11 protein-coding genes are annotated in these 11,543 nt (G+C 63.4%); 7 read left to right on the forward strand and 4 right to left on the reverse strand.

The window, feature by feature from the left end:
• Positions 1-19: 19 nt before the first annotated feature.
• A complete protein-coding gene (locus IB279_RS06110) occupies positions 20-1,063 on the reverse strand; it encodes an aldo/keto reductase (RefSeq protein ID WP_113188266.1) in 1,044 nt (347 codons plus the stop codon).
• A 338-nt stretch (positions 1,064-1,401) separates the two neighbouring features.
• Here IB279_RS06110 and fabD point away from each other — a divergent pair, with 338 nt between their 5' ends.
• The 7 genes from fabD to gmk all read left to right on the forward strand — a co-directional run bounded on the left by fabD (position 1,402) and on the right by gmk (position 8,527).
• Complete coding sequence (gene fabD / locus IB279_RS06115; RefSeq protein ID WP_113188267.1) at positions 1,402-2,346, forward strand: ACP S-malonyltransferase; 945 nt, start codon at positions 1,402-1,404, stop codon at positions 2,344-2,346.
• Between the two features lie 39 nt (positions 2,347-2,385).
• The gene (gene fabG, locus IB279_RS06120) at positions 2,386-3,123 is read left to right on the forward strand and encodes a 3-oxoacyl-[acyl-carrier-protein] reductase (RefSeq protein WP_034803959.1); all 738 of its coding nucleotides are present in this window, start codon (positions 2,386-2,388) and stop codon (positions 3,121-3,123) included.
• A gap of 333 nt (positions 3,124-3,456) precedes the next feature.
• On the forward strand, positions 3,457-3,693 hold the full coding sequence (locus IB279_RS06125; protein WP_003531676.1) for an acyl carrier protein: 237 nt from the start codon (positions 3,457-3,459) through the stop codon (positions 3,691-3,693).
• A 221-nt stretch (positions 3,694-3,914) separates the two neighbouring features.
• Entirely contained in the window at positions 3,915-5,180 is a 1,266-nt protein-coding gene (gene fabF, locus IB279_RS06130; protein WP_034803942.1) for a beta-ketoacyl-ACP synthase II, read from the forward strand.
• Between the two features lie 463 nt (positions 5,181-5,643).
• A complete protein-coding gene (gene mltG / locus IB279_RS06135; protein WP_034803938.1) occupies positions 5,644-6,843 on the forward strand; it encodes an endolytic transglycosylase MltG in 1,200 nt (399 codons plus the stop codon).
• A 133-nt stretch (positions 6,844-6,976) separates the two neighbouring features.
• On the forward strand, positions 6,977-7,864 hold the full coding sequence (locus IB279_RS06140) for a YicC/YloC family endoribonuclease (protein ID WP_060580968.1): 888 nt from the start codon (positions 6,977-6,979) through the stop codon (positions 7,862-7,864).
• A gap of 3 nt (positions 7,865-7,867) precedes the next feature.
• Positions 7,868-8,527: a guanylate kinase gene (gene gmk / locus IB279_RS06145; RefSeq protein ID WP_034803935.1), complete on the forward strand. Its 660-nt coding sequence runs from the start codon at positions 7,868-7,870 to the stop codon at positions 8,525-8,527.
• An 82-nt stretch (positions 8,528-8,609) separates the two neighbouring features.
• Here the strand turns inward: gmk and rsmA are convergent, their stop codons facing one another.
• From rsmA to IB279_RS06160, 3 genes are read right to left on the reverse strand one after another with little or no spacing between them, the layout of a single operon-like run.
• On the reverse strand, positions 8,610-9,437 hold the full coding sequence (gene rsmA / locus IB279_RS06150; RefSeq protein WP_113188268.1) for a 16S rRNA (adenine(1518)-N(6)/adenine(1519)-N(6))-dimethyltransferase RsmA: 828 nt from the start codon (positions 9,435-9,437) through the stop codon (positions 8,610-8,612).
• Positions 9,437-10,465, reverse strand: a complete 1,029-nt coding sequence (gene pdxA, locus IB279_RS06155; protein WP_060522124.1) for a 4-hydroxythreonine-4-phosphate dehydrogenase PdxA — start codon at positions 10,463-10,465, stop codon at positions 9,437-9,439. The genes rsmA and pdxA overlap by 1 nt, the downstream gene beginning before the upstream one ends.
• 13 nt (positions 10,466-10,478) lie before the next feature.
• Positions 10,479-11,420 (reverse strand): peptidylprolyl isomerase, encoded by a 942-nt coding sequence (locus tag IB279_RS06160; RefSeq protein WP_034803927.1) that lies wholly within the window; start codon positions 11,418-11,420, stop codon positions 10,479-10,481.
• Positions 11,421-11,543 lie beyond the last annotated feature (123 nt).

Here is an 11,543-nt window from a genome sequence, read left to right on the forward strand (position 1 = left end):
CGGCGATCTGGTCTCACGCTCAGATCGGCATCGGGTAGATCCGGTGCAGCCGCCGGATCCCGTTCACGATGTCCTGCGACAGCGTAAGGTCGACGGCGCCAAGGTTGGTCTTCAACTGCTCCATCGAGGTCGCGCCGATGATGACGGAAGCCATGAACGGCCGCGCCAGGCAGAAGGCGATGGCCATCTGCGCCGGATCGAGGCCGTGCTCGCGTGCCAGTTTGACATAGCCTTCGACGGCCGGTTCCTGGTGCGGCGTGAAGCGGCCGCCGAGATCGCCGTTGATCGAAAGTCGCGAGCCCTTCGGCTTGGCGCCATCGAGGTACTTGCCGCTTAAGAGGCCGGCGGCGAGCGGCGAATAGGCGAGCAGGCCCACGTCTTCGTGGTGCGACAGCTCCGACAGGTCGAGGTCGTAGGCGCGGTAAAGCAGGTTGTATTCGTTCTGGATCGAGGCGACGCGCGGCAGGCCATGACGCTCCGCCATGTCGATGAACTTCATCGTGCCCCAGGCCGTTTCGTTGGAGAGGCCGATGGCGCGGACCTTGCCGGCCTTCACGAGGTCGCCGAGCTTGTCGAGGATTGCCCGGAGGTCACTCGCGACATGATCCTTGTCCTGCCTGGACGGGTCATAGGACCAGGCATTGCGGAAATGGTAGTGGCCGCGGTTCGGCCAATGAAGCTGATAGAGGTCCACATAATCTGTCTTCAGCCGCTTGAGGCTGGCGTCGATCGCCTGGTCGATGCCCTCGGGTGTCGTCGGGTTGCCGTTGCGGATATAGGGGCGGCCGGGGCCGGCGACCTTGGTCGCAACGACGACCTCATCGCGCCGGCCGCGCCTGGCCAGCCATTCGCCGATGAAGCGTTCCGTGTCGCCATAGGTCTCCGGCGAAAGCGGGGTCGTGGGGTAGAGTTCGGCCGTATCGATGAAGTTAACGCCCTTTTCGAAGGCGTAATCCAGTTGCTCGTGCGCCTCGGCGATGGAGTTCTGTGAACCCCAGGTCATGGTGCCCAGGCAGATTTCCGAGACCTTGATGCCGGTGCGGCCAAGCGTGTTGTAGCGCATCTAGATAAGTATCCTTGTGAAGGGCGGCGCCGACCTGGGAGGAAGGGGCGCTGGCGCCGGGAATGGAGCGGTCGCCTCGACCCTGGTGATCGGGTAGGGCAGAGCGACATCGGGCGGCAAACTTACGCCTTGATTGTTGAAGATCAAGGGCAAAAGGCCCCGTCGGCCGTGTCCGTGCCGGCCTCCAAGCTTGACTCGTCGGTAAGGAATGTGAATGGAGAGGAAGCCGGAGATGTATGGTTTCTGCCTGCATCCCGCTCTAACTCATAAGAACCGATCACTAGGATTTCGTGTCGCGCCGACCCGAAATCCTAGTGATCTAGGGAAGGGACGATCCCATGAGCATTGCATTCACGTTTCCAGGCCAGGGCAGCCAGGCTGTCGGCATGGGCAAGGATCTGGCCGACGCTTTTCCGGAAGCGGCAGCCGTCTTTGCCGAAGTCGATGAAGCACTCGGCCAGAAGCTGTCCGAGATCATGTGGAACGGCCCCGAGGAAACGCTGACGCTGACGGCGAACGCCCAGCCGGCGCTGATGGCCGTATCGATGGCCGTCATTCGCGTGCTCGAAGCCAAGGGCCTCGACCTCAAGTCCAAGGTTTCCTTCGTCGCCGGCCATTCGCTCGGCGAATATTCGGCGCTCTGTGCTGCCGGTACCTTCTCCATTGCCGACACGGCGCGTCTCCTGCGCATCCGCGGCAACGCCATGCAGGCGGCGGTTCCCGTCGGCAAGGGCGCAATGGCGGCGATCATCGGCCTCGAACATGCGGATGTCGAAGCCGTCTGCCGCAAAGCCTCCGCGCTCGGTTCCTGCCAGATCGCCAACGACAATGGTGGCGGCCAGCTGGTGATCTCCGGCGAGAAGGCTGCCGTCGAGAAGGCCGCAGCACTCGCTTCCGAAAAGGGCGCCAAGCGCGCTCTGATGCTGCCGGTCTCTGCCCCCTTCCATTCCGCGCTGATGGCGCCGGCTGCCGACGCGATGCGCGAGGCGCTGGCCAAGGTCGAGAAGCGTAACCCGGTGGTGCCTGTCATCGCCAACGTGCTCGCCGCCCCGGTCAGCGATGCCGACGAGATCGCCCGGCTGCTGGTCGAGCAGGTCACCGGCCAGGTCCGCTGGCGCGAAACGGTCGAATGGTTTGCCGCCAACAATGTCACGACGCTTTATGAACTCGGCTCCGGCAAGGTCCTGACCGGGCTTGCCCGCCGCATCGACAAGACCGTCAACGGTATCGCCGTCAATACGCCCGCCGATATCGACGCAGCACTCGCCGCCTTGCTCGCCTGAGCGAACGCCTAGGCGCTCCAGTTATAAGGAATCAAAGAGATGTTTGATCTTTCCGGCCGCAAGGCTCTCGTTACCGGTGCATCCGGTGGTATCGGCGAAGAAATCGCCCGCATGCTGCACGCCCAGGGCGCGACCGTCGGTCTGCACGGCACCCGCGTCGAAAAGCTGGAAGCGCTTGCCAACGAACTTGGCGATCGCGTGCAGCTCTTCCCGGCAAACCTTTCCGACCGCGCCGAAGTCAAGGCGCTCGGCGAGAAGGCCGAAGCCGAGCTTGGCGGCGTCGACATCCTCGTCAACAATGCCGGCATCACCAAGGACGGTCTCTTCGTGCGCATGAGCGACGAGGACTGGGATGCCGTTCTCGAAGTGAACCTGACGGCCGTGTTCCGCCTGACGCGCGAACTCACCCATCCGATGATGCGTCGCCGTTTCGGCCGCATCGTCAACATCACCTCCATCGTCGGCGTCACCGGCAACCCCGGCCAGGCGAACTATTGCGCCTCCAAGGCCGGCATGATCGGCTTCTCCAAGTCGCTGGCCCAGGAAATCGCGACGCGCAACGTCACGGTCAACTGCGTGGCTCCGGGCTTCATCGAAAGCGCGATGACCGGCAAGCTCAACGACAAGCAGAAGGACGCGATCATGGGCGCGATCCCGATGAAGCGGATGGGCACCGGCGCTGAAATCGCTTCGGCGGTCGTTTACCTCGCTTCCAACGAAGCGGGCTACGTCACCGGCCAGACGATTCACGTCAATGGCGGCATGGCCATGATCTGATCCGCTTTCCAGGACGGGCCGCCCGCCGAGATTGTGCGGTGGGCGATCTTCAACGTCCCGGGACGCCGCCTGCCAAATGCCTGAAATTCAATGTTGAGCAAGCGAATGACAGGCATTTTCGGACTTTGCGACAGCGTTAAACCGTGTTAATCGGGCCATGACTGTTAGCAGTCGACCGGTCCCGCCAGGTGCCCGGCAGCCTTGGCTGCCTTGGGTTTGCCGCAGTTCCGGTTGGATGGATTGCCGGGTGGGCCGTCTTGGTCTATCAGGCTTACAGAAGAGTACCGGTGCCGGAATAGGCGCCTACAGAAACGAAGGTCGAGGAACTCCGACATGAGCGATATCGCAGAACGCGTAAAGAAAATTGTTATTGATCATCTTGGCGTCGACGCCGAAAAGGTCAGCGAAGGCGCAAGCTTCATCGACGACCTCGGCGCGGACTCGCTCGACACCGTCGAACTGGTCATGGCTTTCGAAGAAGAATTCGGCGTTGAAATCCCGGACGACGCTGCTGACTCGATCCTGACTGTCGGCGACGCCGTCAAGTTCATCGAAAAGGCTCAGGCCTAATACCTTAAAGCGGCTTCGGCCGTGGACGGGCCGCCTAAAGCGGCCCGTTTCAGCCCAGGGAAGTGGGCTATCCCGCGCTGAGCGGGGATTTCGATCAGCAAGCGTTTCCCGCATATCCCTCTGATCGTGAATAAGAACCTTAAAATGGATGCCCGGATCGGGTTCGTTACACGTGGTCCGATCCGGCTCTGAAATGGAAAAGTCAGGGTGGGTCGCGGACTATGAGACGTGTCGTTATCACCGGTACCGGCATGGTATCTCCCTTGGGTTGCGGAACTGAGGCGACGTGGGCGCGCCTGCTTGCCGGGCACAATGCCGCGCGCAAGGTGACCGAATTCGAGGTCGAGGATCTTCCTGCCAAGATTGCCTGCCGCATTCCCTTCGGCGACGGCACCGATGCTACCTTCAATGCCGACGACTGGATGGAGCCGAAGGAGCAGCGCAAGGTCGATCCGTTCATCGTCTACGCGATGGCAGCGGCCGACATGGCGCTGGCCGATGCCGGCTGGAAGCCGGAGAACGATGAAGACCAGATCGCGACCGGCGTGCTGATCGGTTCGGGCATCGGCGGTCTCGAAGGCATCGTCGAAGGCGGCTACACGCTGCGCGACAAGGGTCCCCGCCGCATCTCGCCGTTCTTCATTCCCGGCCGGCTCATCAATCTTGCCTCGGGCCAGGTGTCGATCCGCCACAAGCTGCGCGGTCCGAACCACTCTGTCGTCACCGCCTGTTCGACCGGCGCGCATGCGATCGGCGATGCGAGCCGCCTGATCGCGCTCGGCGATGCCGACGTCATGGTGGCCGGTGGTGCGGAATCGCCGATCTGCCGGATCTCGCTCGCCGGCTTTGCCGCCTGCAAGGCGCTATCGACCCAGCACAATGACGATCCGCAGAAGGCCTCGCGCCCCTACGATATCGACCGTGACGGTTTCGTCATGGGCGAGGGCGCCGGCGTCGTCATCCTCGAAGAGCTCGAGCATGCCAAGGCCCGTGGCGCCAAGATCTATGCGGAAGTCGTCGGCTACGGCCTTTCGGGCGATGCGTTCCACATCACCGCTCCGTCGGAAGATGGCGACGGTGCCTATCGCTGCATGCAGATGGCGCTGAAGCGAGCCGGCCTGACGGCTGCCGATATCGACTACATCAACGCCCACGGCACCTCCACCATGGCCGACACGATCGAGCTTGGCGCCGTCGAGCGCCTGGTCGGCGAACACGCGTCGAAGATCTCGATGTCCTCAACCAAGTCGGCCATCGGCCACCTGCTCGGCGCTGCCGGCGCGGTGGAAGCGATCTTCTCGGCGCTGGCGATCCGCGACAACATTGCGCCGCCGACGCTGAACCTCGACAATCCGTCGATCGAGACGAAGATCGACCTCGTGCCGCATGTCGCGCGCAAGCGCGAAATCAACGTGGCGCTCTCGAATTCCTTCGGCTTCGGCGGCACCAACGCCTCGTTGGTCCTGCGCCGCTACACCGGCGCCTGATCGCGCGCCCGGAGCGTCGCTTGAGCCAATTGTCGCGCCGACCGTCAAAGGCGGCGCGATGATCCAGCTTTTGCCGTATTGCTCGCTACAAGCATGTGGTGGGAGGAGGCGTCGTCACGGAAGACGGCGCTCGCCGACCGCGATGTTCGCGCAAGGCATATCTGTCAGATTGTCCTTCAGTCATTGCCTGGAATTGCGGTTTGCCGGGTTTTTGCCGCGGGCCGTGGTTCCGGATTAAAGTGTCGGTCGTCCGCCGGGTTCTCTTGAACGGACGGTGATTCGACACATTTCTGTGGTTCTTCGGTGAGATTGCACCGACTGCGGATTTTTGAGTAACTGCGGACGTCGGCCTTCTGGGCGGCACCGTTTTATAAATTTGACCTATGCCTGCCACGGTCCAGTCCGAAATTCGCACCGGAAGCAGGAAGAGAATGAGGCCGCGAATTTCGGGTTCGGGATAATCGTGAGCGACTCAAACGATAACGGCGCGGCGCAATTTGGCCGCAGTGAAAACGCGAGCAACGGACCGATCATTCCGAAATCGGCAAACGAGGCCTTGCGTCCGGAAAAAGTGCCGCAACCGCCGAAACGATCGCGCAAGGCCCGCAGCCAGGTCGTGATCTTCCTGAACTTTGTCATGACCGTCATTGTCTTTGCAGCGCTCGCCGCTGCCGGCACGGTCTATTATGCGATGCACCAGTACGAAAAGCCGGGTCCGCTGCAGGCGAACCAGAACTTCATCGTCCGGGGCGGCGCCGGCATGAGCGAGATCGCCAGCGGGCTCGAGCGCGGCAACATCATCACCGATGCGCGCGTTTTCCGTTTCGTTTCCGAAGCCTACCTCGACAATGAGACGCTGAAGGCCGGCGAATATGAGATCAAGGCCGGCTCGTCGATGCAGGAGGTCATGCAGCTCCTGAAGTCGGGCAAGTCGATCCTCTACTCCGTCTCCCTGCCGGAAGGCCTGACCGTCAAGCAGATGTTCCACAGGCTGGCCGACGATCCGGTGCTCGTCGGCGACCTGCCGACGGAGCTGCCGCCGGAAGGCACGCTGATGCCGGACACCTACAAGTTCACGCGCGGCACCAAGCGCGGCGAGATCGTCCAGCAGATGGCCGCAGCCCAGAAGGTGCTGGTCGGCCAGATCTGGGAAAAGCGCGATCCCAACCTGCCGGTGTCGACGGTTGAGGAGCTCGTGACGCTTGCCTCGATCGTGGAGAAGGAAACCGGTCGCGCCGACGAGCGTCCGCGCGTCGCCTCCGTCTTCATCAACCGGCTCGACAAGGGCATGCGGCTGCAATCCGACCCGACGATCATCTATGGCATCTTCGGCGGTGACGGTAAGCCGGCCGACCGGCCGATCCTGAAGTCGGACATCGACAAGCAGACGCCTTACAACACCTATATCATCAAGGGGCTGCCGCCGACGCCGATCGCCAATCCTGGTCGTGCAGCGCTGGAAGCGGTCGCCAATCCGTCGCGCACGCCTGAGCTTTACTTCGTTGCCGATGGCACGGGCGGCCACGTCTTTGCCGAGACGCTCGACGAGCACAATGCCAATGTCCGCCGCTGGCGCAAGGTCGAGGCGGAGCGGGCGGCAGAAGCGGCGAAGGCTGCGGCTGACGCGGGCACCGCCGAACCGGCAGCCACGCAGCCGCAATAACGCCGGCTGCTGGCGGCGCATAGCCGCGCAGCGGTGCTTGCATTGTGGACGGACGAATCACGGCGCGGATATCCCTTGCGGGATGCCGCGCCGTCGCCTTATTGCTTCTGCTGAAACCGCAACGGAGGTGATGATGCCGCTCCAATCGATGACCGGCTTTGCCCGGAGAGAAGGCAGCAGCGGCCGCCGTCGTTGGGCCTGGGAGTTGCGCTCCGTCAACGGCAAGGGCCTGGACCTCAGGCTGCGCCTGCCGCAGGGGCTCGAGCGCTTCGAGCCCGAGGCGCGCAAGCTCGCAGCAGAGTATTTTTCCCGCGGCAATCTTCAGATCGGCCTCTCCGTCAGCGGCGGCGAGGCGGCCGTCGAGGCCGTGGTCAACCAGGCAGCCTTGACGGCGGTGCTGAACCTGCGCGGCCAGCTCGGTGATCTCGTCGATCCCGCGCCGCTCCGGTTCGACACGCTTCTCTCGATCCGCGGCATCGTCGACTTCCGCGAGCCGGAAGAAAGCGAAGAAGAGCGTGCGGCGCTCGATGCCGGTATCCTGGCAGGTCTGGCGGGTGCGCTCGCCGATTTGCGCGCGATGCGAGAAGACGAGGGCGCGGCACTCTGTCAGATCCTGCTGGGACAGGTCGAGACGATCGAGCGGCTGACGGCGACGGTCGAGTCCGACCCGTCACGTAGCGCCGCTGCGATTGCCGATCGGCTGGCGCAGCAGGTGGCTCTGGTGATGGACAACGGCTCGTCGCTCGACCGGGACCGGCTCCATGCCGAAGTCGCTTTGCTCGCCACCAAGGCGGATCTTCGCGAAGAGATCGACCGGCTTGGTTCCCACATCGTTGCCGCCCGGGAGCTTCTGTCGAAGGGCGGTCCCGTCGGGCGCAAGCTCGATTTCCTCGCACAGGAATTTAACCGAGAATCGAATACGATCTGTTCCAAGTCCAACGCGGCCGCTGTGTCTGCCGCCGGCATCGAGCTGAAGGTCGTCATCGACCAGTTCCGCGAACAGGTCCAGAATCTGGAGTAAGGTATGAACCCGGCGACCCCTTCGCCCATCAAGATCGCCCGTCGTGGGCTGATGCTCGTCATTTCCTCGCCGTCGGGCGCAGGCAAGTCGACCATTGCGCGCAATCTCCTGGAAGCCGATCCGGAGATGAGCATTTCGGTCAGCGTGACGACGCGTCAGCGGCGACCAAGCGAGATCGATGGACGGCACTATCACTTCAAGTCGATCCGCGAGTTCGAGGCGCTGAGGTCCACCGACTCGCTGCTCGAATGGGCGGAGGTGCACGGCAACTTCTACGGCACGCCGCGCGATGCGGTCGAGGCGGCCATGGCCGCGGGCCGCGACATGCTGTTCGATATCGACTGGCAGGGCGCTCAGCAGCTCCAGGAGAAGATGGCGGGCGACGTCGTCTCGATCTTCATCCTGCCGCCGTCAATGGCTGAACTGCAGTCACGCCTGCATCGTCGCGCCGAAGACAGCGAAGAGGTGATCGCCACGCGCCTTGCCAACTCGCGCGCCGAGATCGAGCACTGGCGGGAGTATGATTACATCGTGCTCAACGACGACCTCGACCGCGCCTTTGCGTCCGTGCGTGCGATCGTCGAGGCCGAACGCCTGCGCCGCGACCGGCGCCCCGGCCTGTTCGATTTCGTCAACGGGCTGCTGACCGAAAACCCGTTCTAAGGCTTCAAAAGAAATGGCTCCGTGAGGAGCCATTTTTGATTCACGCTATTTGTAGCGCGCGCCTTGCGATCCATATGCCCGCTCAGAGGCAGTTGGCCAGGCGACAGAACTCTTCCACTGAAAGTGTTTCGGCGCGTCGCTGCGGGTCGATATCGGCCTTGGCAAGCAGCGCCTCGCCACCGAGTGGCTTCAGGCTCTGCCGCAGCATCTTGCGGCGCTGGCCGAAGGCTGCATGCGTCACTTTCTCGAGCGCCGCGACCGAGCAGGGGATCGGGTTTTCCACCGGCTCCAGATGGACCACGGACGACGTCACCTTCGGTGGTGGCGTAAAGGCCTGCGGCGGCACGTCGAATGCCATCCGCGCCTTTGTGCGCCAACCACAGAGCACGCCGAGGCGGCCATAGTGGTCGTCATCCGCGTCGGCGACGATCCTCAGGCCCACTTCGCGCTGGAACATCAGCGTCAGCGACTGCCAGAAGGGCGGCCAGCGCTCGGGCAGGAGCCAGTTAACGAGCAACTGAGTGCCGACATTGTAGGGCAGGTTGGCGATGATCTTGACCGGCCCATCGTCGGCAAGCGTCTCGAACGACGTCTTCAAAGCATCGCCTTCGATGACCTGTAGCCGATCGGGATAATGCGCGCCGATTTCGGCAAGTGCCGGCAGGCAGCGCGAGTCCCGCTCAATCGCAATGACCTTCTTGGCACCGAGCGCGAGGATGGCGCGGGTGAGGCCTCCCGGTCCGGGGCCGACCTCGATGACCGTTACCCCTTCGAGCGAACCGGCGGTCCGCGCGATCTTCTGCGTCAGGTTGAGATCGAGCAGGAAGTTCTGGCCGAGCGCCTTCTTGGCATCGAGGCCGTGACGCTGGATGACGTCGCGTAGCGGAGGAAGACCGTCAAGGGCGGCCATCAGCGGGTATCTCCTGGCATATTGGCCGCAAGCGATGCGGCAAGGTCGAGCGCGGCCCGAAGGCTGTCGTCGCGGGCGACGCCCTTGCCGGCAAGGCCGAAGGCCGTGCCGTGGTCGGGCGACGTGCGGATGAAGGGAAGACCGAGCGTGACGTTGACGCTATCGTCGAAGCCGAGCGCCTTGGCCGGGATCAGCGCCTGGTCGTGATACATGCAGATGGCCACGTCGTAGGTGGCGCGTGCGCGATCATGGAACATCGTATCTGCCGGCAGCGGGCCGACCGCATCGATACCCTCGGCACGCAGCCTGTCGATGACGGGCCGGATGACGGCGTCGTCCTCGAGACCGAGCGCACCGTTTTCGCCCGCATGCGGGTTCAGCCCGGCGATCGCGAGCCGTGGCTGTCGAAGTCCGAAACGATTGCGAAGGTCGGCCGCAGTAATCGCGCAGGTGCGGTAGATGAGGTCCGGCGTCAGTTGCTCCGGCACGTCCTTCAAGGGGATATGGATGGTGACGGGAACGGCGCGCAGCTTCGGTCCGGCCAGCATCATCACCGGCAGCACCGGCTGTCCCGTCGCCTTTTCGGCAAGATCGGCGAGATATTCGGTATGGCCCGGAAAGCGGAAGCCGGCGTCATAGAGAACCGCCTTGGCGATCGGGTTCGTGACCACGGCCGAGGCCTGTCCGGCGGTCACCAGTCGCACGGCCGTGTCGATCGCCCCGATCACGGCGCTGGCATTGACGGTGTCGGGCTCGCCGGCCTTGACCGGGGCAGGGCAGGCAAGCGGCAGGACCGGCAGCGCCGTGTCGAAGAGGGAGAGGGCGCCGGCGCAATCCGTCTCGCGGATGGACACCGTGTAGCCGAGCATCGAGGCGCGCGCGGCAAGGACTGCGGGATCGCCGATGAAAAGGAAGGGGGCCGTCGCATGGTCGCGGCGGCCGAGCCAGGTCGAGAGGCTGATGTCCGGCCCGATACCGGCCGGGTCGCCCATGGTCAGGGCGAGGGGCCCGCCGGTAGTTTCGCGCATGTTTCCGTCGTGATTACTTGTTGACGATTTGCGCCTTCTTGCGCAGCTCCTCGAGGTACTTCTCGCTGTTCGGGTCTTCGCCACCGGCCTTCTTCTTGCCGATATCCTCGGCGCGGAAGACGATTTCGGCGGCGGTGTCGTCGTTGACCTCACGCTTCTTGCAGATCGCCAGGTACTCGACGCCCTTTTCTGTCACGCGGGTTCCGGTGGTGCCGTTCTCGCCGGCCTTCTCGATCAGCGGCTTCCATTCGTCAGGCAGCTGCTGGGCAAGCATGCGGCCGAGGCTGCGGATCGACACGTCGCGATAGTTGGCGGCAAACACCTTCGAGGTTTCGCAGCCCGGGAACTGAGCGCGCGAGGCGTTGGCTTCCGCCTGCCGCTTCGCGGTGATCGCGCCGCGCTTCTTCTCGGGAATGACGAAGATCACCTGCTGCAGGAAATACTCGGTGGTCACCGGCTTCTGTCCGCCGCCTTCCATCATGCGCTTGACGAGGTCGGCGCCCTGGAGGCGGTTAGAGCTGCCGTAACGGAAGTTGACCGCACGCGGCCAGCTCATCTGCACGGCGATGAATTGCTTGAAATGTTCGGAGCCGACGCCGGCCTGATCGAGAATCTTGCCGAGCTGCTCGGTCGAAAGCTTGTTGCCCGAGGCGAAGCGCGCATAGGCGGCATCGACTTCCTGCGTGCTGACGGACTGGCCGATGCGTGCGATCTCAGCACGCTTGAGAACTTCGTCGACGAGTTGCTTCTTGGCTTCGTCGTTGCCGCCCTTCTGGCGCTGCAGGCGAAGGAAGGCCACGCGCTTGGCGATGTCGCCGGAGGTAATCACCGTGTTGTTGACCGTTACCTTGACCGTGCTCGCTGCTGCCTGAGCTCCGGAGCATATTGCAACGCTCAAGGTGCCGGCCAAAGCCAGTACCGACAGTGTCCTCAAGATCGACATTTTCCCGCCCATTCTCTTTTCCTATATCCCGGACTATCACCGTCGACAGGCTTTGTCCGCCTGCCGGCCTTGCGCCGTTGCCTTATCTTGTCGGAGGGAATGCATAATACATGCGGCCAAACGATGACAAGACCG

Source organism: Ensifer sp. ENS06, from assembly GCF_014852205.1.
GTDB lineage: Bacteria > Pseudomonadota > Alphaproteobacteria > Rhizobiales > Rhizobiaceae > Ensifer > Ensifer adhaerens.